A 19,503-nucleotide genomic window follows, 5' to 3' on the forward strand; every position below is an offset into this window, starting at 1 on the left:
CATGCGCGGCGCCGTTGCATAACGCTGCGCCGCGCATGGTATGGCAGCTATGCCTTGACGAAAGCGAGCAGGGTGCCGTTGCCGGAAGCCGGCGGCACGGTGATGCTGTTGCCGCTCTTCACGCCGGCTGAGCCCAGCGCCTTCTCGGTCGCGGCAAGGTCGGCCGCGATCACGAGGCCGGCGCCGCCGCGGTCGGACAGGCCATCCAGCGACACGCCAGGATAGCGCTTGCCGAGCTGATCCCTGGTCAGGAACACGAAGTCGGCGCGGTCGCCGCCGGACGGCACCGCAACGGCACCGTCGGCGTCGTTCCTGACGGCGACGTCGATCATCTTGGAGAGATGCGCGGCATCGGCTGCGGGATCTGGCGAGACGATCAGCACCTGCTTGAGGCGTTTTGCCCCATTGGCGTGCGTCATCAATTCGGGAATCCACACCGTCTCGCGGGTCTTGTGCTGGCAGGCGAAGATGCGCACGCCGCCGGGCGCCTCCGCGGTCGGCCACTGGAAGGTGCGGAATTTCGCCGCGGAGACGGTGCCATCAGGCAAGGTCACCGGGCGTTCGAAATCGGTCGGCCCGATCGGCGCATAGCCGCGCGCGCGGATCTCCTCGGCACCAGCAGCGGAATCCACCGCGGTGAACGCAATGCGTTCGATGCCTTCGCCGCGCTTCTCGAGGAAGGCGCGCGCCGGAGCGTTGTGTTCGGTCGGCGTCAGCACGCCGAGCAATTCCATGTAATCGGGGTCGAACATGATGGTGTAATTGCCCGATCCCATATGCGCGCTATGGGTGCCGCGCGGCGACACGGTGAAGCCGAGCCGCCTGTAGTTCTCGGCGGCCTTGTCGAGGTCCTTCACCATGACCACGGCGTGATCGATTCCGATGACGTTCTTGAGTGCCACTTGTTGTCTTCCCGGCTGGAATAGGAGAGTAGAGTTAGCTAACCAGAATGACCGGGCGCCCGCAAGAAAGGATCATGATGAACAGCAATGCCGTGCGCTGGCCCAATTCGCTCTGGGCGGCAGTGACGCCCTCCGGCCCTGATTGCCCCGAGCTGATCGGCGCGCAGCAGGCCGATGTCGTGATCATCGGCGGCGGCTTCACGGGTCTATCGACCGCACTGCATCTGCGCGAGGCCAAAGTCGACGTTGCGATCGTCGAGGCCGCCGAACCGGGTTGGGGCGCCTCGGGGCGCAACAACGGCCAGGTGATCCCGACACTGTCGCGCCCCGATCCCGATGACATCATCGCAAGGCACGGCGCGGCCGGCGAGCGCTTCGTCGCGATGCTGCGCGACAGCGCCGCTGATCTGTTCGACGTCGTCAAACGCTACAGCATCGAGGCCGAGCAGGAGCAGGCCGGCTGGGTGCAGCCGGTGCACTCGCCGGGCCGCATCAAGATCGCGGAGCGGCGGGTGCAGCAATGGTCGAAATTCGGTGCGCCGGTCGAATTGCTGTCGCGCGACCAGACCAGCGACATGCTCGGCTCGGATGCCTGGTACGGCGGCTTCTGGAACAGGACCGGCGGTCACGTCAATCCGCTGGCGCTGGCGCGCGGCCTTGCGCGCACCGTGCTCGGCCTCGGTGCGCGGATCTATGCCCGCTCGCCGGCACTCAGTTTCGAGCGCCGCGGCGATCGCTGGGTGGTGAAGACGGAAAAGGGTGAAATCTCCGGCCGCGCGCTCGTGGTCGCGACCAATGCCTATAGCGGCGAGTTCGCGAAATCGCTGGTGCCGGAGATCGCGACCGAGGTGATGCCGGTGCTGTCGTGGCAGATGGCGACGCAGCCGCTGTCGGACAATGTCCGCAAGACCATCATTCCCGGCCGGCAGGCGATGTCGGACACCCATGGCGAACTCTATTTCGCGCGCTACGATGCCCGCAATCGCCTCGTCACCGGCGGTGCCGTGCTCGGCCCCGGCGACAAGACCGGGCGGCTGAAGGCACACGTGACGGAGCGGTTGCAGCGCCTGTGGCCGCAGATCGGCGAGGTCTCCTTCGACTATGTCTGGAACGGCTATGTCGGGATGACCGCGGATTTCCTGCCGCGCATGCACCGGCTGGGTCCGAACGCCTATGGTTGGACCGGCTGCAATGGCCGCGCGGTCGCGTTGACGATCCCGCTCGGCCGCGAATTGGCACGCGCGGTCCAGGGCGTCCCGGAAAGCGAGCTGGCGCTGCCGTTCTCCGAGCCGGTGCAGTACATGGCGCATGGCTTGTTGCGCAAGCTCGCGCCCTGGATGCTGGTGCTCTACCGGCGCCGCGATGCACAGGAGCTGGTCAAGGGCGATCGTTTCGAGTTGCTGCGATGGGCGGAGTATTTCCTCGCCTCGCGCCGTTCACGGTAAGCGCGGAGCAACGTCGCGCCACGCACGCGAGATAAAGGGCATGGAGGGGCAAGCCGCCCGAGGTGGGGACTGGTCGGAGAACGTCGCTGGAAGAGTGGGGGCCCAAGGGGGCCCAAGCAGGTTCGGCCGGTGCCGCGATCACGAGGATTCCGCCGTTGGCGGATAGCGTTGTGGAAACCCCGACGCGACGCAGGCGTTATTGCCAGATAGCAACCCTGGGAGGTGGGCATGGCGAGGAAGCGCATTGGTATTCTCACGGGAGGCGGTGATGTCCCCGGCCTTAACGCGGTGATCAAGAGCGTGACCTATCGCGGCAGCGAGGACGACATCGAGGTTGTCGGTCTCCGCCGCGGCTGGGAGGCCCTCACGCACCTGAACCTCGACGACCCGTCGAGCAAGTCCCATTACATCATTCCGCTGAACCGCGAAAACACGCGCGTCATCGACCGGCGCGGCGGCACCGTGCTGCACTCGAGCCGCACCAATCCCTCCAAAATGAAGAAGTTGCCCGATCATCTCGCGGGCCGCGACTTTCCGGTTTCCCAGAGCACCAAGGGTGGCATCGCAACCACGACGTGGGACCTCACCAACGAGGTGCTCGCGAATCTCGCGGGGCTCGGTATCGAACATCTGATCGCCATCGGCGGCGACGATACTCTCAGCTACGCGGACAAGCTCAACAGGCGAGGCGTCAAGATCATTGCCATCCCGAAGACGATGGACAACGACGTGCGCAACACCGAATACTGCATCGGCTTCTCGACCGCGATCACCCGTGCCAGCGATGCCATCCAGCGCCAGCGCACCACCGTCGGCTCGCACGAGCGAATCGGCATTTTCCGCGTCTTTGGTCGCGATGCCGGCTTTACGGCACTCTATACCGCATACGCAACCTCGATCCGATGCGCCATACCGGAGTACAAGGTCGATCTCGACAAGCTGATCCAGCTTCTCCTCGATGACAAGCACGGCAACCCAAGTAACTACGCGCTGATCGTGCTCAGCGAGGGCGCCGAGTGGGAGGGCTACAAGGTGCAGGAATTCGGCGAGCCTGACGCCTACGGTCACCGCAGGAAGGCGAGCGTGGCCGAAGCGTTCGCGGACGAGATCAAGCGGCGCACCGGCGAGGAGACCATCGTCTCTGACCTCACCTACGACCTGCGGTCAGGCGATCCGGACTTCATCGACAAGCTTGTGGCGCTGACGTTCGGCAACATGGCTTACGATGCGATCCTGGAAGGCAAAACCGGCCTCATGTCGGCGCTGGTCGAGGGCCGCTACGACCTCGTGCCGATCCCCGACGCCAAGCTCGGGCCACGCAAATTGGACGTCGCAAGCGCCTACAACACCGAGCGCTACCGTCCTCTCTATTCCAACAAGCGGGGCCTGCCGATCTTTCTCAACCGCGCTTCATAGTGCGGGTGGTAACCCCATCGGGCATGACGAGCTATTCCAGATGCGTCGATAGCCCGTATCGACACGCGGTGACGGAGGGGCCATAGTTCCGCAAGCAATTTGCGCAGGGAACCTGTCGCACCACACGACGTTCTTTTTCGCAAATGAGCGCGCCGTCGCCCCCGGCGCAGCGAGCGCCGAGGCGAAGGCGCTGCGCTGCGGTCGGAGGGATGCTCATGAAACTCACCATTTCGGTCATCAAGGCTGACATTGGCTCCATTGGGGGCCACACGAAACCATCTGCGCGCATGATCGCGGCTGTCGAAGGGGAGGTCGCGAAAGCGATCGACAACGGTCTCCTGATCGACGGGTTCGTGCGCCATACCGGCGACGACATTGCGATCATCATGACGCACACGCGGGGCGAAGGGAGCTCCGAAGTCCACCAATTCGCCTGGAAGACGTTTCTCGCGGCCACTGCGGTTGCGAAGACCTCCGGGCTCTACGGCGCCGGCCAGGATCTTCTCGTCGACGCCCCTTCCGGAAACGTCCGCGGCGCGGGCCCGGCCGTCGCCGAACTCAGCTTCGACCACAGCCTCTCGGGCGCGAGACCCGCGGAGTCCTTCATGGTGTTCGCCGCAGACAAATGCGGCCCCGGCGCCTACAACCTGCCGCTCTATCTGGCTTTTGCCGATCCCATGTATTGCGCCGGGCTGATGCTGCCCCCGATGATCAAGGGCTTCCGTTTCCATATCATCGATATGGACAACACGGCCGGCGACAGCGTGATCGAACTCGATGCGCCCGCGGACGGCTACCACATTGCGGCGCTGCTTCGCGACAACGAGCGCTTCGGCATTGATCGCATCGTCTCGAAAACCTATGGCGAGGTCGCCGTCGCCGTTTCGGCGCAGCGCCTTCACTCCATCGCAGGCAAGTACACCGGCAAGGATGATCCGGTCGCGGTCGTCAGGAACCAGGGCATTTTCGCGGCGCCCGAAGAAATCATCTCGCCCTTCGCCAAGGCGCACTTCGTGGGCGGCGATGCGCGCGGCTCGCATGTGATGCCGCTCATGCCGGTGCCGCTCAACACCCCGGTGACGGGGATGTACTGCCTGCCGATCGTTTCCTGCGTCGGCTTCTCGATCGACCGGGACGGGAAGTTCTCGGAGTCCTATACCGATTTCTTTGACAACCTTGCGTGGGACGAGGTCCGCCAGCGCGCGCAGCGCAAGGCGATCGAGATGCGCAGCCAGGGCTGGTCCGGCGCTGCGATGCTGCCCTATTCGGAGCTGGAATATGGCGGCTTCCGCGACACGGTATCCGGATTGCTGAAGCGCTTCCGGCTGCGCGAGGAGCCCAAGCCACAAGCGGCGGAGTAGGGCCGCGCGTGCCCGGCTACACGGTTGCGGTGCCGTGCTCGCGCGCGAACGCGCCGCCGGGGATCGCTGACAGCAGCGCCTGCGTATAGGGATGCTGCGGCTTGCCGAACACCTCGGCGGTCAGCCCTTGCTCGACCACGGCGCCATCCTTCATCACGGCGACGAGATCGCAGATCTGGGCGGCGACCCGCAGATCGTGGGTGATGAAGATGATGGAGAGGCCGAGCTGCTGGCGCAGCCCGGCGAGCAGCCTCAAGACCTGCGCCTGCACCGAGACGTCGAGCGCCGAAACCGGCTCGTCGGCAACCAGCACGTCCGGCTTCAACGCCAGTGCCCGTGCGAGCCCGATGCGTTGCCGTTGGCCGCCGGAGAATTCGTGCGGGTAGCGATCGCCGGCGGACGGATCGAGCCCGACCAGCTCGAACAGCTTTCGCGCTTCCGCGATCGCGGCCGTGCGGTCGGTGCCGTGCACGATCGGCCCCTGCGCCACCAGCTCGGCCGCCTTGCGGCGCGGATTGAGCGAGGCGAACGGATCCTGGAACACCATCTGGATGTGGCGGGTCTCGCGCCTGATATCGTCGCGGCCGAGATTTGCCCAGTCCTTGCCGTCGAGCACGATCGACCCGGTATCCGGATCGATCAGCCGCACGATGCAGCGCGCGAGCGTCGATTTGCCCGAACCGGATTCGCCGACGATGCCGAGCGTCGCGCCGCGCGGCAGGTGCAGCGAGACGTGCTTGACGGCTTCCGTGATCCGCGCGCCGCGGCCGAGGAAGCCGCCGGTGCGGTAGGTCTTGGAGACGCCGTCGATGGTCAGGATGTCCTTGCCGGACAGGATGCGCGGCGGCGGCGCCTTCAGCGGCGGCACGGCCGCAATCAGTTGTTTCGTGTAGGCATGCTGCGGATCGTTCAGCACCTTGTCGGCCGCGCCTTGCTCGACGATCGCGCCGTGCTGCATCACCACGACGCGGTCGGCGATCTCGGCGACGACGCCGAAATCATGCGTGATGAACAGCACCGCGGTCCTCTTGCGCTGCTGCAAATCGCGGATCAGCTTCAGGATCTGGGCTTGCGTCGTGACGTCGAGCGCGGTGGTCGGCTCGTCCGCGATCAGAAGCTTTGGGTCGAGCGCCAGCGCCATCGCGATCATCGCGCGCTGGCGCTGGCCGCCGGACAGCTCGTGCGGATAGGCTTTTGCGGCAGCCTTGGGGTCGGGGATGCGGACGTCGTGGAGCAGCGCCAGCACCCGGGCATTGATCTCGGACTTGGAGAGAGCGGTGTGGATCGCAAACATCTCGCCGATCTGGTCGCCGATGGTGCGCAGCGGATTGAGCGCGGTCATCGGCTCCTGGAAGATCATCGCAATCCCGGCGCCGCGCACGTCGCGCATTTCGGCGCTGTCGGCAGCGCAGAGGTCGCGGCCGTCGAACATTATCCGGCCCTGTTCGATGACAACCTCGTTCGGCAGCAGCCGCATGATGGCGTTCGCCATCATCGACTTGCCGGAGCCGGACTCGCCGACCACGCAGAGGATCTCGTTGGAGGCGATCGACAATGAGACGTCGGACAGCGCATGCGGCCGGTCGGCGCCATTGGGCAGGCGCACCGTCAGGGCGTCGAGGGAAAGGACGCTCTCGCTCATCGGCTCTTCAGCCTCGGATTGAGTGCATCATTGAGGCCCTGGCCGACCAGCGACACCGCGAGCACGGTGACGAGGATCGCAATGCCGGGGATCGCCGAGACGTACCACTGCACCCGGAGCACGTCGCGGCCGAGCCCGATCAGATTGCCCCAGGAGGCGACGTTGGGATCGGACAGCCTCAGGAAGGCGAGCGCGCTTTCCAAGAGGATCGCGACCGCCATCACCACGCTGGCATAGACGATCACCGGCGGCAGCGCGTTGGGCAGGATCTCGCCGAGGATCAGCTGGACGTCCTTCATGCCGAGCGTCTTGCCGGCCTGAACGAATTCGCGGTTGCGCAGCGACAGGAACTCGGCGCGGGTCAGCCGCGCCGGCGCCGGCCATGACACCACTCCAACTGCAATGGTCACCGTGGTCAGGGTCGAGCCGAACACCGCGACCAGCACCAGCAGCAGCACGAAGTTCGGCAGCGTCTGGAACGCCTCGGTGATCCGCATCAGCACATTGTCGACCCAGCCGCCGTAGTAGCCGGCGAAGGCGCCGACCAGGATGCCGATCAGGATCGCGATCACGGTGGCGACGCCGCCGATCAGCAGCGAGATCCGCGCGCCGTAGAATATCTGGGCGGCGATGTCGCGTCCGGAATTGTCGGTGCCGAGCAGGAAGCGCGGATTGGAGAACGGCCAGATCAACGGCCGGCCGGCAAGGGCGAGCGGATCGCGCGGATAGAGGAGACCCGCGCTGATTGCCATCGCGATCACAAGCAGCAGCAGGATCAGGCCGATCACCGCGGCCGGGCTGCGGAAGTAGCGTTTCACGGCATCCATCGTCAGCCCTCCGCCGCGATGCGCGGATCGAGCCGCGCGTAGAGCAGGTCGACGACGAAGTTCACGGATATGACGAGCAGCGCGGACACGAAGACGATGCCGAGCAGGGTGTTGAGGTCGCGCTGCACCACGGATTCATAGGCGAGGCGGCCGAGGCCGGGCAGGGAGAACACGCTCTCCACCACGACCGAGCCGCCGAGCATGGTGCCGGCCTGCAATCCGATCAGCGTCACCATCGGCAGCAGCGCGTTACGCAGCACATGGCGGGTGATGACGTGGGTCTCGTCCAGCCCCTTGGCGCGGGCGGTGCGGACGAAATCGAGGTTCAAGACCTCCAGCATCGAAGCGCGCATGATGCGCAAATAGATCGCGAGGAAGATCAGCCCGAGCGTCAGCGTCGGCAGCACCAGGTGCGCGGCGATATCCAGCACGCGCCAGATCCCGGTCTGCACGTTGCCGATATCCTCGAAGCCGCCCGGCGGCAGCCACTGCAGATAGACCGAGAACAGCACGATCGCCATCAGCCCGAACCAGAACGAGGGCGTGGCGTAGAAGATCAGGCCGAGCGTGGAGATCATCGTGTCCGGCCAGCGGTTGACGCCACGCGCGGCGATCACGCCGAACACCAGGCCAAAGAAGAACGCGAATGACAGCGACGCCGTCATCAGCAGGATGGTCGGCGGCAGCCGTTCCAGGATCACGGTCGCCACCGGCTTGCCGTAGATCGATGAGAAGCCGAGGTCGAGCCGGACCAGGTGCCACAGATAGTTGCCGAGCTGCGCCGGAACCGAGAGGTTCAGCCCGTAGAATTTGCGCAGCGCCTCGGCGGTCGCGGCATCGCCGCCGCCCATCTGCGCCATCAGCGCATCGACGGTGTCGCCCGGCGCGAGCTGCAGCAGCAGGAACACGCCGATCAGGATCAGGAACAGGGTCGGGATCGAGGCGGCGAGCCGCCGCCCCGCAAGGCTCAGGATACGCATGCCTTATTGTGGCCGATAAGGAGTTGGAGCGCGACGACTTTCGTCGCGCCATTTCGATCTGTTCGTCAAGACACGGATTTCAACGGGCCAGTCCGCGCCGGCCAATTCCTCATCCTGAGGAGCTTGCGGAGCAAGCATCTCGAAGGATGAGGCCACCACCGGGGCCTCATGGTTCGAGACGCGCTTCGCGCTCCTCACCATGAGGGGTGAGCCACGCATCAGGCCGAAAGCCAAAGATCGTGCCAGCTCGTCGAGCCCCAGCGCGGCGTGTTGGAGTGGTTGCGCGCCTTGGCCGTGATCACGGTGACGAAGATCTGCTCGATCGGCATCCAGACCGGCAGCTCGGTGTTCACCTCCTTGACGAAATCGGCATAGAGCGCCTTGCGCTTGGCCGGATCGACTTCGGTGGCGGCATCGTCGATGGTCTTGTCGACGGTCTTGTCCTCCCAGCCCCACTGGTTGGTCCACGGCGCGCCCTTGGGCTGGCCGGAGCGGTACCATACCGTGGTCGAGACAGCGGGGTCGTTGCGATACTGGTGCCAGCCGGTCGCGAGATCGAAGGCGTGCTCGTCATAGACCTGCTTGAGGAAGCCGCCGCCGTCGTTGCGCACGATGTCGACCTGGATGCCGACTTCTCCCAGCGACTGCTGGATGAAGGTCGACCACAGCGAGATGTCCTCGCCCCACGGCGCCGGCAGGAGCCTCAGCGAGAAGCGGTTGCCGCCGGAGGCCTTGAAACCGGCCTCGTCGAGCAGCGCGATCGCCTTGGCCTTGTCATAAGGATATTGCGGCGTGTTCGGCCCGGGATAGAAGTCGCTCGAGATCGACGGGATCGGGCCGGTGCCGAGCTTGGCGAAATCGCCCAAGAAATTCTCGATGAAGAACGGCACGTTGATCGCGTGCGCGATGGCGCGGCGGACGCGGATATCGGACAGCTCCTTGCGGCGGAAATTGAACTCGATGGTGTTGGTGCGGGCGTTGCCCTCATTGCCCTTGGTCTGGACGATGAAGCGCTTGTCCTTGCCGAGCCGCGCCATGTCCGAGATCGTCAGGCCCGAGAACGGGCTGTAGTGCAGCTCGCCGGCCTCCATCTGGGCGGCCGCGGCGGCGCGGTCGGTGATCACCTTCCAGACGATGCGGTCGAGATAGGGCGCGTTCGGCCGCCAGTAATCCGGGTTGCGGTCGGCGATGATGTATTGCCCGCGCTCGTATTTGACGAATTTGAACGGGCCGGTGCCGACCGGCGCCAGATTGGTCGGGTTCTGCCTGATGTCGCCGCTCTCATAGAGATGCTTGGCCGAGACATAGCCGAGGTCGGGCAGGGCGCGAAGCAGCAGGTTCAGCGGCATCGGCCGCTCGTAGCGGAAGATCGCGGTCTGCGGATCGGGCGTATCGACCGATGTGAGGAACAGCTGCAGCGTCGATCCGTAGTTGAGGATCTTCTTCCACATGTTCATCGCGGTGAAGGCGACGTCCTCCGAGGTGAACGGCTTGCCGTCGTGCCAGGTGATGCCCTTGCGCAGCTTGAAGGTGACGGTCTTGCCGTCCGGCGTCGCCTCCCAGCTCTCGGCGAGCACGCCGACCGGCTGGCCGTTGGCGTCGAGGTCGACCAGGTTCTCCTGGATCTTGCCGCCGATGATGTAGACGCCGGTCGAGGCCTGGATGCTGGGGTTGAGCTGGCGCTGCTCGGCGCCGTAATGGACGTTGAACACGCCGCCCTTGCGCGGGGTTTCCTGCGCAAATGCCCGCATCGGATTGATGACATTGGCAGCAATCGCGGCCGAGGTCAGAAGGGCCGTGCGGCGGTTGATCTCGAGGCGGCTCAAATCCATACGCGGGTCTCCGGAACTTACATAAAGGCTTGCATTTGGCGGCCAGCAGATCGGTCGTGGCCGCCGTTCCGCGATGTTACCTTGGAATGGGAACCCGAGTCATTTTCTAATGGCTTGGCCTTTTGGAGGATCGTTTCCGAAACCTGAAGTGGCCTGCCGCAGCGTCTCGCAACCCGGATTGCGCGCAGCATTGTCGCACTCGGGCCGCGCGGGATGCGCCTGGTGATTCTCTCAAGGGGGCGTTTTCGGGAGCACCGAAGCCGCGCAAACCCTGTAAATTTAGGGGTCGGAAGCGCCTTGACTGGAAAAAACACTGGAAAAACCCCTGATTCGGGGGCTGTCCACAGCGATATTGTGGTGGGGAGTGCAGAAAACACTGTTTTTCTCGGCGTTTTCCGCCATATCGTGCCCACTCCAGAATCAATGGAGCAACCATGGCTACCCAACTGTCGAAGTCGCAAGTGATCGAGAAGATCGCGACCACCACCGAACTCTCCAAGCGCGACGTCAAGAACGTTTTGGACTCGCTCGTCGATGTCGGCCACAAGGAGCTGAAGAAGAACGGGGTGTTCCTCGTCCCCGGCTTCGCGAAGTTCGTTGTGGTCAAGAAGCCTGCGACCAAGGCGCGCAAGGGCACCAACCCCTTCACCGGCGAAGAGATGATGTTCAAGGCCAAGCCGGCCCGGAAGATCGTCCGCGCACGGCCGGTCAAGGCCGCCAAGGACGCGGTTTAAGACGAAAAGGCCTCCGGTGACGGAGGCCTTTTGCTTTTGAGCCGTCGCTTCCTGCCGTTGGTTGCCCGCTTGAGCGTTTTCGAGCGCAGTGGACACCGGTTCGCGTGAAGAAAACGCGCCAAAGCAGAATCTGGAGCCCTGGTTCTGGTTGAACCAGGACCGGGGCTCTAGACTACCGGCGACCGGCCACCATCGACATTGATGGCGGTGCCGGTGATGTAGGAGCCTTGCTCCGAGGCCAGGAAGCAGGCGAGGTTGGCGAACTCCTCCGCCGTTCCGATGCGGCCGAGCGGGGTGCCCTTGGCAAGGCCCTTGGCGAATTCCCCGAAATCCGTGCCCGGCGCCTGGGCAGCATGCCGCTTGACCCATTGATCGCTCATGATCAGGCCGACCAAGAGCGCATTCACCAGGATGTTGTGCTCGCCGCCTTCATTGGCCATCACCTTGGTCAATGCCATGCCGGCCGCGCGCGACACCGAGGTCGGCGCGGAATTGCCGGCCGGCGCCTTGGCAAAGGTGTTGAGCACGTTGATGATGCGGCCCCATCTGCGCTGCTTCATGCCCGGCCACACCAGCCGGCTGAAGCGGATCGCGGCGAACAATTTCAGGTCGAGATCCTCCTGCCAGGCCTCGTCGCTGATGCTCTCGAACGCCAGCGTGCGCGCGGTGCCGGCGTTGTTGACGAGCACGTCGATCTTGCCGAGATCGGCAACGATCTGGTCGTGGGCCTTGGTGATGTCGGCGGCCTTCGCGACGTCGCAGACGTAATCGCGCACCACGAGGCCGTCCCTGGCGAGCGCTTCGCGCGCCGCTGTGAGATCGGCGGCGCCGCGGGCGAGGATCGCGACCCTGGCGCCGGATTCGGCAAACCGCCGCGCCACCGCGATCCCGATGCCCTTGCTGCCGCCGGTGACCACCGCGACGCGGTCCTTCATTGATAGTTGCATGCTGCACTCCCTGTTGTCGTTGCGGCCGGCGTCAAAGAAATTCTGCCGCACCGATGCTGCGTGAAAGGCTTGAACCGGAAATCGCCCATCTTTGAAATTGCTGCGATCAGCAAAATCAAACACGCTTGCCATCTCCAATACTGTCTTTCGAGGGGGAAAGCGAGCATGCGAAACTGGCTGGGTCGAAGTCTTGCGCTGGCGATGGCCGGCTTGCTTCTGGGCTGGAGCGCGCTTCCGTCCGCGCAGGCAAGAGACAAGGTCTTTCGCATCGCGTTCCAGAAGGGCGGCGGCAATCTGATCTTCCTCAAGGAGCGCGGTATCCTTGAGCAGAAACTGGCGCCGCTGGGCTGGACGGTGAGCTGGAACGAATTTCAGGCCGGCCCGCAGCTGCTCGAATCCCTGAATATCGGCGCGGCCGACTTCGGTCCGGTGGGCGAGGCGCCGCCGATCTTCGCGCAGGCCGCCGGCGCCAACATCGTCTATGCCGGCTACGAGCCCGCGTCGCCCCGAAACGAGGCGATCATCGTGCCGAAGGACAGCCCGATCAAGACGATTCCCGATCTGCGAAAGAAGCGCGTCGCGTTGAACAAGGGATCGAACGTCAATTACTTCCTGGTGCGCGCGCTGGAAGCCAACGGTTTGACCTATCAGGATATCGAGCCGGTCTACCTTGCCCCGGCGGACGCGCGCGCGGCGTTCGAACGCGGCGCGGTGGACGCCTGGGTGATCTGGGATCCCTATTATGCCGCGGCGGAAATCGGCCTCGGCGCGCGCAGCATTGCGGATGCGAGCGGCCTGGCAGCCAACGTTTCCTTCTACATCGCATCGCGGCCGATCGCCGAAGAGAATCCGAAGGTGCTGACGACCGTGCTGACGGCGATCGACGAGATCGATCTATGGATCAGGGACAATCGCAAGCAGTACGCGGCCGAACTCAGTCCGAAGATCGGTCTGCCCGCCGAGATCATCGAGCGCTCGGTCAATCGCGCCGAGCTCGGCGCCCGGCGCGTGGACGCTTCGGTGCTTGCGGAGCAGCAGAAGATTGCCGATGTCTTCACCCGCCTCAAGCTGATCCCGAAGGCGATCAACGTATTCGATGCCGAATGGAAGACGGAGTGAGCCGGCGGCACTCCCAATAAGTCAAGCCCGAGCGCGCTCCCCGGCAATGGCGTTTGCTAGGAAGCGCCGGCCTCATCGGGCAACTCGGCGACCAGGAAGCGATCGGAGCCGTCGGCAAATTCATCGGCGACGTCGCGATACAGCATGGCTTCCTCGGGGGTGGCCGCACGGATATCGGCGGGCTCGCATCGCGGTGATGGCCGGCGGTTTCGACGATGAAACGCCTCAAAGGCCGCGGCGAGCCATGGCGTCCGCAGCAATTGCCGGGCCTGCGCAAGGCTCGCAGCCTCAAACGCGAACGCCGCATGCTGGCGTGTCTCGATCACAAAAACCGTTCGTTGCCTGATTGCCATTGTGCGTATCGGGAACTCTAGAGCGAAAGCATCACCAGCAGCGTCATGCGGGCAAGATGCGCTGCGACGATCAGTGCGAGATGGAGCGGACCGGACATCGGAGGTCTCCATTGTGGTGAGCGGCTTGATGCTCGTGGGCACCGCCGTCTGTCTCCCTCCCCCTGAAAGGGGGGGCGGGGTGGGGGTTGCCCTCCACGGACGCTGGCGTCTGCGGAGGCAGGATCCCCGCCCGGTTTGCTGCGCAAACCGACCTCTCCTTTTCAAGGCGAGGTGAGGAAAGAGCGTGCCCGGTTCACGCGCGCTGCTAGTTCAAGCTCGCGCTTGCCGTGAAGCTGCGGTCGACGGCCTTGCTGACATCCAGCGTCTTGCCGAGGATGCCGTAGCGCGCGGCGCGATCGGATGCGGCCTGCACCTCCTTCACCACGGCCTCGTCGATCGCGATCGGGCTCGTCTTCTGGGCGGTGTAGGCGGCGAGCAGCACGTCTTCCGGCAACTTGGTCAGCTCGGCTGTGTTCCTGGCATACTCGGCGAGATGGTCGAGCGACCACAGCCGCGCCTTGTTGAGCCGCTGCACCAGGTCCTGCACCGCCGCGCGCTTGGTCGCGATGGCGTTGTCGGAGGCGACGATAAAGGTGATGGTCGGCGTCAGCCCTTCGCCGTCGGCGACGACGCGCGCCTTGTCCTTCAGCGTGGCGTAAGAAATGTAAGGCTCCCACACCGCCCAGGCGTCGATCGAGCCGGCGAGCAGCGCGATCTTGGCGTCGACCGGGCCGAGCGGGGCGAAGGTCGCGTCCTCGATCCTGCTGCCGGCCTTTTCCAGCGTCGCATTGATCAGGAACTGGCCCCAACCGCCCCGCGTGCCGGCAAGGCGCTTGCCCTTCAAATCGGCCGCCGTCCTGATCGGCGAATCCCCGCGCACCAGGATCGCCTGGGTCCGCGCATCGGAGCGCGTGCCGCCGATCGCCTTGATCGGCGCGCCCGACGCATAGACCGTGAGGAAGGACAGGTCGCCGGTGTAGCCGACGTCGAGCGCGCCGGCATTGATCGCCTCCAGGATCGGCGCTGCGGCCGGGAATTCCGACCACTCGATCTTGTAGGGCAGATCCTTGGCGAGGCCGGAAATTTCCAGCAGCGAGCGGTTGCCGCCCTTCTGGTCGCCGACGCGCAGCACGATCGTGTCAGCCGCGAGTGCCGCAGCCGACGTCGACAGCGTGATCACGGCTGTGATCAGCGCGGCCGCCGTGCGGCGGGTGAAAGTATAGGGAGAACCCGAACGGGTCAGTTTGCGCATTTGAAGTTTCTTTCTGATTCATTCGCTGCGCGGCGGAACGCGCGGCAGCGTTCGATCGAGTCTATGAGCAAGCCGTTCGCCGTCAACGAAACGGAAATCTGAATTCGCCGGCTGCGCGGCAAGGATGATCTCGTCAGGCATGCCGTGCGTAGAAGACATCGCGCATGCGACCGCAAAACGCTCAAATTTGATGCAGTCGCGGTGATCGCGCCGCATCTCCGTGCGGGATGATCGTGAAAATCCTTTCATCGCCGCGCGATGCGATCGTGGAGAGTTCGGCTGTGGCGCCGACAACATTCGAAATTCCATTTCATTGACGATGAACTTGTCGCGCCGCATCATTTGCACGTTGCTTTGAGTGCAATCGCGCCGGAGAAATCCGCTTTTTTCTAAAACCATGAGCTTCGAACGACGGGGCGTGCAGACGGACAGGTTTTGCGCGCGGGGCGGAGCCTTGCCGAAATGCAGGAGTGATGATGTCGAGAGATAACAAGAAGACGGTGATGGATCGCCGCACATTGCTGCGTGCCGGCGCCGCCGCGGCCTTTGCCGCGCCGATCGGGGCGTATAGCGCGCAGGCCTTCGCGCCGCGGGCGATCACGCCGGCGATCGACTTCTCCGAATTCCCGATCTGCAAGACCGCGTCCGATGCGCCCGCTTTGACCGGCGCGCCGCGCAAGCTGAAGCTGTCCTGGAACGCCGGCGCGGTCTGCCTTGCGCCGCTGCCGGTCGCGATCGACCACGGCTTCTTCCAGAAGCAGAATCTCGACGTCGAGCTGGTCAACTATTCGGGCTCGACCGACCAGCTGCTGGAGGCGATCGCCACCGGCAAGAGCGACGCCGGTCTCGGCATGGCGCTGCGCTGGCTGAAGCCGCTGGAGCAGGGCTTTGACGTCAAGATCGCCGCCGGCACCCATGGCGGCTGCATGCGCGTCTTGACCCGCACCAATTCCGGCATCGGCAAGCTCGCCGATCTCAAGGGCAAGATCGTCGCGGTCGGCGATCTCGCCGGTCCCGACAAGAATTTCTTCTCGATCCAGCTCGCCAAGCTCGGCATCGACCCGATCAAGGACGTCGACTGGCGCGCCTATCCCGGCAACCTGCTCAACGTCGCGGTCGAGAAGGGCGAGGTGCAGGCCTTCCTGTCGTCGGACCCGCTGGCCTATCTCTGGCTGAAGGATGCGCAATACAAGGAGGTCGCCTCCAACCTCGACGGCGAATATCGCGACAAGAGCTGCTGCATCGTCGGTCTGCGCGGCAGCCTAGTGCGCGAGGAGCCGCAAGTCGCGCGCGCCATCACCCAGGCGCTGCTCGACGCCGCGATGTTCACCTCGCAGAACCCGGACAAGGCGGCGAAGTCGTTCCAGCCCTATGCGCCGAAGGCGGCGAGCCTCGCCGATCTCGAGGCAATGGCGCGCTACCACACCCATCACCATCATCCGACCGGCGAGGTGCTCAAGCGCGAGCTGAAGGGCTACGCCGACGACCTCAAGACGGTGCAGGTGTTCAAGCAGAGCACCGACACGGCCAAATTCGCGGAGCGGATCTATGTCGACGTATTCAGTGTCTGACACGACGGCCGCGCCCGCGCCGCGCGCAGCGGTCACGTTCTCGAACCTCTCCGGCAGTTACGGTGTCGGCCTTGCGGCGAGCCTCGTCTGGCTCGCCTTTGGCCTCTCATGCCTTTATTGGCCCGATGTCGGCGACTGGTCGCGGACCGGATCGCTCGGCATCGGCGCGATCGTCATCGCCGCCTTCATCCTGTTCGGCACGGTCAGCGCGGATTATCTCGGCGGCGCCGGTCAGGCGTTGCGCAAACGCGCGCCGTGGCTGGTGGCGTTCGGCGCCTTCGTGACGTTGTGGGAGGTCGCCACCGCAAAGTTCGCCTGGCTGCCGCTGCCGTTCTTCCCGCCGCCGCAGTCGATCCTCGAAGTCTACACCGACGATCTGCCAAAACTGCTCGACAGCGTGTTCGCCTCGATCAAGCTGCAGCTCGGCGGCTACATCATCGGCGCAACCGTCGGCTTTATCACCGGTGTCTCGATCGGCTGGTCGCAGAAGATCGGTTATTGGGTGCATCCGGTGCTGCGTTTCATCGGCCCGCTGCCCGCCACCGCCTGGCTGCCGATCGCCTTCTTCACCTTTCCGTCGAGCTGGAGCGCCTCGACCTTCCTGATCGCGCTCGCCACCGGCTTCCCGGTGACGGTGCTGACCTGGTCGGGCGTGGCGAGCGTCAGCAGCGCCTATTACGACGTCGCGCGCACGCTCGGCGCGAAGCCGTCGTTCCTGGTGCTGAAGGTCGCGATCCCCGCCGCGCTGCCGCATGTGTTCGTCGGCCTGTTCATGGGGCTCGGCTCGTCCTTTGCGGTGCTCGTCGTCGCCGAGATGATCGGCGTCAAGGCCGGGCTCGGCTGGTACCTGCAATGGGCGCAGGGCTGGGCGGCCTATGCCAACATGTACGCGGCGCTGATCGTGATGTCGCTGCTCTGCTCCGGCGCGATCACGCTCTTGTTCCGCACCCGCGACCGCCTGCTGGTCTGGCAGAAGGGCGTCGTCAAATGGTAGTGCAGTCCGCCGCCGAAGCAATCACCTATCCTGCGGTAGGCGCCGAGCTCGATATCGAAGGCGTCAGCCGCGCCTTCGATATCGATGGCGCCACGCTGCCGGTGCTCGACAATGTCAATCTCTCGATCGCGCCGGGCGAGTTCGTGGCGCTGCTCGGCCCGTCCGGCTGCGGCAAGTCGACCTTGCTGCGGCTGGTCGCGGGGCTGGAAAAGCCCCGGTCCGGCTCGCTGCGCGAGGATGAAGTGCGGATCGCCGGCCCGCATCCGTCGCGGGTTGTCGTGTTCCAGGATCCGACGCTGTTTCCGTGGCGTACGGTGTGGGACAATGTCGCGCTTGGCCTCGAAGCGCAGGGCATCCTGAAGGCGCAGCGTCACCGTGTCGATGATGTCATCGAACTGGTCGGCCTGTCCTCGTTCCGCAACGCCTATCCGCACCAGCTGTCCGGCGGCATGGCGCAGCGCGTGGCGCTGGCGCGCGCGCTGGTCAATGATCCCAAAATCCTCGTGCTCGACGAGCCGCTCGGCAAGCTCGACTCGCTGACGCGGATCGCGATGCAGTCCGAGCTGGTCGCGCTGTGGCAGCGCAAGGGCTTTACCACGCTGCTCGTTACTCATGACGTCGAGGAGGCGCTGGTGCTGGCCAACCGCGTCATCGTGCTGTCCGATCGGCCGGCGCGGATCAAGGCCGACATCGCCGTCGCCCGGCCGTACCCGCGGCATCGCGGCGATCCCTATCTTGCCGAGCTGCGCAAGCAGATCCTCGGCCTGCTCGGACTGGAGGCGACATGGTGACGACAGCGGCAAGGGGGCTGCCGCAGGCGAACGAGCCGGAGCATATCGCGCGCGCGTTGCGGCTCGCCGACGTGTTTGCCGCGCGTGCGCCGGCGCACGACCGCGACGCCAGCTTTCCCTTCGAGAATTTCGCCGATCTTTCGCGCGAAGGTCTGCTGGCGCTGACCGTGCCGGCAGCGCTCGGCGGGGGCGGAGCAGGCGCCCGCGACGCCACGCGCGTGCTCGGCATCATCGGCAAGGCCGATCCGTCGACCGCACTGGTGCTGTCGATGCATTACATCCAGCATCTGGTGATGGCGCGCAGCACGCGCTGGCCGGCACGTCTGTCGCGCAAGCTCGCCAAGGAAACGGTCGAGGGCGTGGCGCTGATCAACGCATTGCGCGTCGAGCCCGAGCTCGGCTCGCCCGCGCGCGGCGGTCTGCCGGCGACGACGGCGCGCCGCACCGAGACCGGCTGGCGGCTGACCGGCCGGAAGATCTATTCGACCGGCGCGCCGATCCTGAAATGGTATTCGGTCTGGGCGAAGACCGATGAGCCGGAGACCCGTGTCGGCTTGTTTCTGGTTCCCGCCGGTCTGCCGGGAACGCGGATCGAGGAAACCTGGGATCACCTGCGGGCCAGCGGCAGCCACACCGTGATCTTCGACGACGTCGTGTTTCCGCTGGATTACGAGATTGACGTCCGCAGGCCCGACGACTGGAAGGTTCCTGACGTCACCCAGGCGACCGTGCATGCGATCTTCGTCGCCGCGATCTATGACGGCATCGCCCGCGCCGCCCGCGACTGGCTGGTCAAATTTCTGAAGGAGCGGGTGCCCGCCAATCTCGGGGCGCCGCTCGCGACCTTGCCGCGGATGCAGGAGGTCGTCGGCGGCATCGAGGCTCGCCTTGCGGTCAATGCCCGCCTGATCGACAGCTTCGCGGCCGATTTCGATAACGGCTTCCCGCTGTCCGCGATCGAGTCTAACATCATCAAGCTGACGGTGACCAATAACGCCGCGGCAGTGGTGGAGGATGCCTTGTCGCTGACCAGCAATCACGGCCTGTCGCGCACCAATCCGCTGGAGCGGCATTACCGTGACGTGCTGTGCGGCCGCGTCCATACCCCGCAAGACGATGCCACCCGTGTCTCCGCCGGACGCTCCGCGCTGGGCGTCTGAAAACAATAGCCAACAACAACGGAGTTCCCGTCATGCCGGTCGAGTTCATCGGCTTCATCACCAACAACAATGCCTCCGAGACCATCGTCCGCGCCGGGCCCGTGCTCGATCCGCCCTATATCGAGACGGTGGCCAAGG

18 protein-coding genes are annotated in these 19,503 nt (G+C 65.0%); 9 read left to right on the forward strand and 9 right to left on the reverse strand.

Annotated elements, in window-relative coordinates:
• Positions 1-47 precede the first annotated feature (47 nt).
• Complete coding sequence (locus IF803_RS23195; protein ID WP_461193579.1) at positions 48-902, reverse strand: VOC family protein; 855 nt, start codon at positions 900-902, stop codon at positions 48-50.
• Between the two features lie 77 nt (positions 903-979).
• On the opposite strand from IF803_RS23195, the gene IF803_RS23200 reads away from it, so the two are divergent.
• From IF803_RS23200 to IF803_RS23210, 3 genes are all read left to right on the forward strand, one after another.
• Positions 980-2,347, forward strand: a complete 1,368-nt coding sequence (locus tag IF803_RS23200; protein ID WP_461193592.1) for an NAD(P)/FAD-dependent oxidoreductase — start codon at positions 980-982, stop codon at positions 2,345-2,347.
• Between the two features lie 228 nt (positions 2,348-2,575).
• Positions 2,576-3,763 (forward strand): 6-phosphofructokinase, encoded by a 1,188-nt coding sequence (locus IF803_RS23205; RefSeq protein WP_461193580.1) that lies wholly within the window; start codon positions 2,576-2,578, stop codon positions 3,761-3,763.
• Between the two features lie 143 nt (positions 3,764-3,906).
• Complete coding sequence (locus tag IF803_RS23210; protein ID WP_461193581.1) at positions 3,907-5,124, forward strand: fructose 1,6-bisphosphatase; 1,218 nt, start codon at positions 3,907-3,909, stop codon at positions 5,122-5,124.
• A 16-nt stretch (positions 5,125-5,140) separates the two neighbouring features.
• On the opposite strand, the gene IF803_RS23215 is transcribed toward IF803_RS23210, so the two are convergent.
• The 4 genes from IF803_RS23215 to IF803_RS23230 form a co-directional block, all read right to left on the reverse strand.
• Complete coding sequence (locus IF803_RS23215; RefSeq protein WP_461193582.1) at positions 5,141-6,766, reverse strand: ABC transporter ATP-binding protein; 1,626 nt, start codon at positions 6,764-6,766, stop codon at positions 5,141-5,143.
• Complete coding sequence (locus IF803_RS23220; protein ID WP_016843116.1) at positions 6,763-7,593, reverse strand: ABC transporter permease; 831 nt, start codon at positions 7,591-7,593, stop codon at positions 6,763-6,765. Before IF803_RS23220 ends, IF803_RS23215 begins: the two co-directional genes overlap by 4 nt.
• A gap of 2 nt (positions 7,594-7,595) precedes the next feature.
• Complete coding sequence (locus IF803_RS23225) at positions 7,596-8,573, reverse strand: ABC transporter permease (protein ID WP_304499138.1); 978 nt, start codon at positions 8,571-8,573, stop codon at positions 7,596-7,598.
• Positions 8,574-8,791: 218 nt separating this feature from the next.
• Positions 8,792-10,405, reverse strand: coding sequence for an ABC transporter substrate-binding protein (locus tag IF803_RS23230; RefSeq protein WP_461193583.1), 1,614 nt, complete (start codon positions 10,403-10,405; stop codon positions 8,792-8,794).
• A 434-nt stretch (positions 10,406-10,839) separates the two neighbouring features.
• Between IF803_RS23230 and IF803_RS23235 the strand changes: the two genes are divergently transcribed.
• The gene (locus tag IF803_RS23235) at positions 10,840-11,139 is read left to right on the forward strand and encodes an HU family DNA-binding protein (protein ID WP_016843119.1); all 300 of its coding nucleotides are present in this window, start codon (positions 10,840-10,842) and stop codon (positions 11,137-11,139) included.
• A gap of 167 nt (positions 11,140-11,306) precedes the next feature.
• Here IF803_RS23235 and IF803_RS23240 read toward each other — a convergent pair whose 3' ends face one another.
• On the reverse strand, positions 11,307-12,086 hold the full coding sequence (locus IF803_RS23240) for an SDR family oxidoreductase (protein WP_461193584.1): 780 nt from the start codon (positions 12,084-12,086) through the stop codon (positions 11,307-11,309).
• 165 nt (positions 12,087-12,251) lie between these two features.
• Between IF803_RS23240 and IF803_RS23245 the strand changes: the two genes are divergently transcribed.
• Positions 12,252-13,205 (forward strand): sulfonate ABC transporter substrate-binding protein, encoded by a 954-nt coding sequence (locus tag IF803_RS23245; RefSeq protein ID WP_411780037.1) that lies wholly within the window; start codon positions 12,252-12,254, stop codon positions 13,203-13,205.
• Positions 13,206-13,261: 56 nt separating this feature from the next.
• Here the strand turns inward: IF803_RS23245 and IF803_RS23250 are convergent, their stop codons facing one another.
• The 3 genes from IF803_RS23250 to IF803_RS23260 all read right to left on the reverse strand — a co-directional run bounded on the left by IF803_RS23250 (position 13,262) and on the right by IF803_RS23260 (position 15,248).
• Positions 13,262-13,699, reverse strand: coding sequence for a hypothetical protein (locus IF803_RS23250; RefSeq protein ID WP_461193585.1), 438 nt, complete (start codon positions 13,697-13,699; stop codon positions 13,262-13,264).
• A gap of 163 nt (positions 13,700-13,862) precedes the next feature.
• Entirely contained in the window at positions 13,863-14,849 is a 987-nt protein-coding gene (locus IF803_RS23255; protein ID WP_461193586.1) for an ABC transporter substrate-binding protein, read from the reverse strand.
• 18 nt (positions 14,850-14,867) lie between these two features.
• On the reverse strand, positions 14,868-15,248 hold the full coding sequence (locus IF803_RS23260; protein ID WP_461193587.1) for a hypothetical protein: 381 nt from the start codon (positions 15,246-15,248) through the stop codon (positions 14,868-14,870).
• A gap of 77 nt (positions 15,249-15,325) precedes the next feature.
• On the opposite strand from IF803_RS23260, the gene IF803_RS23265 reads away from it, so the two are divergent.
• Genes IF803_RS23265 through IF803_RS23280 form a run of 4 tightly spaced genes read left to right on the forward strand, consistent with a single transcriptional unit; the run spans position 15,326 to position 19,365 of the window.
• Positions 15,326-16,420, forward strand: a complete 1,095-nt coding sequence (locus IF803_RS23265; RefSeq protein WP_028339421.1) for an ABC transporter substrate-binding protein — start codon at positions 15,326-15,328, stop codon at positions 16,418-16,420.
• The gene (locus tag IF803_RS23270; RefSeq protein ID WP_038383988.1) at positions 16,398-17,414 is read left to right on the forward strand and encodes an ABC transporter permease; all 1,017 of its coding nucleotides are present in this window, start codon (positions 16,398-16,400) and stop codon (positions 17,412-17,414) included. Before IF803_RS23265 ends, IF803_RS23270 begins: the two co-directional genes overlap by 23 nt.
• Entirely contained in the window at positions 17,408-18,205 is a 798-nt protein-coding gene (locus IF803_RS23275; RefSeq protein WP_461193588.1) for an ABC transporter ATP-binding protein, read from the forward strand. The genes IF803_RS23270 and IF803_RS23275 overlap by 7 nt, the downstream gene beginning before the upstream one ends.
• Entirely contained in the window at positions 18,199-19,365 is a 1,167-nt protein-coding gene (locus IF803_RS23280; RefSeq protein WP_461193589.1) for an acyl-CoA dehydrogenase family protein, read from the forward strand. Before IF803_RS23275 ends, IF803_RS23280 begins: the two co-directional genes overlap by 7 nt.
• The last annotated feature ends 138 nt before the right edge of the window (positions 19,366-19,503 follow it).

The sequence above is a fragment of the Bradyrhizobium sp. UFLA06-06 genome (genome assembly GCF_054820065.1).

What these genes read in the sequence shown, in the direction of transcription:
- IF803_RS23200 (WP_461193592.1), top strand. Translation starts at nt 980, where the DNA reads ATGAACAGCAATGCCGTGCGCTGGCCCAATTCGCTCTGGGCGGCAGTG.
- IF803_RS23205 (WP_461193580.1), top strand. Translation starts at nt 2,576, where the DNA reads ATGGCGAGGAAGCGCATTGGTATTCTCACGGGAGGCGGTGATGTCCCC.
- IF803_RS23210 (WP_461193581.1), top strand. Translation starts at nt 3,907, where the DNA reads ATGAGCGCGCCGTCGCCCCCGGCGCAGCGAGCGCCGAGGCGAAGGCGC.
- IF803_RS23215 (WP_461193582.1), bottom strand. Translation starts at nt 6,766, where the DNA reads ATGAGCGAGAGCGTCCTTTCCCTCGACGCCCTGACGGTGCGCCTGCCC.
- IF803_RS23220 (WP_016843116.1), bottom strand. Translation starts at nt 7,593, where the DNA reads ATGGATGCCGTGAAACGCTACTTCCGCAGCCCGGCCGCGGTGATCGGC.
- IF803_RS23225 (WP_304499138.1), bottom strand. Translation starts at nt 8,573, where the DNA reads ATGCGTATCCTGAGCCTTGCGGGGCGGCGGCTCGCCGCCTCGATCCCG.
- IF803_RS23230 (WP_461193583.1), bottom strand. Translation starts at nt 10,405, where the DNA reads ATGGATTTGAGCCGCCTCGAGATCAACCGCCGCACGGCCCTTCTGACC.
- IF803_RS23235 (WP_016843119.1), top strand. Translation starts at nt 10,840, where the DNA reads ATGGCTACCCAACTGTCGAAGTCGCAAGTGATCGAGAAGATCGCGACC.
- IF803_RS23240 (WP_461193584.1), bottom strand. Translation starts at nt 12,086, where the DNA reads ATGCAACTATCAATGAAGGACCGCGTCGCGGTGGTCACCGGCGGCAGC.
- IF803_RS23245 (WP_411780037.1), top strand. Translation starts at nt 12,252, where the DNA reads ATGCGAAACTGGCTGGGTCGAAGTCTTGCGCTGGCGATGGCCGGCTTG.
- IF803_RS23255 (WP_461193586.1), bottom strand. Translation starts at nt 14,849, where the DNA reads ATGCGCAAACTGACCCGTTCGGGTTCTCCCTATACTTTCACCCGCCGC.
- IF803_RS23260 (WP_461193587.1), bottom strand. Translation starts at nt 15,248, where the DNA reads ATGGTTTTAGAAAAAAGCGGATTTCTCCGGCGCGATTGCACTCAAAGC.
- IF803_RS23265 (WP_028339421.1), top strand. Translation starts at nt 15,326, where the DNA reads ATGTCGAGAGATAACAAGAAGACGGTGATGGATCGCCGCACATTGCTG.
- IF803_RS23270 (WP_038383988.1), top strand. Translation starts at nt 16,398, where the DNA reads ATGTCGACGTATTCAGTGTCTGACACGACGGCCGCGCCCGCGCCGCGC.
- IF803_RS23275 (WP_461193588.1), top strand. Translation starts at nt 17,408, where the DNA reads ATGGTAGTGCAGTCCGCCGCCGAAGCAATCACCTATCCTGCGGTAGGC.
- IF803_RS23280 (WP_461193589.1), top strand. Translation starts at nt 18,199, where the DNA reads ATGGTGACGACAGCGGCAAGGGGGCTGCCGCAGGCGAACGAGCCGGAG.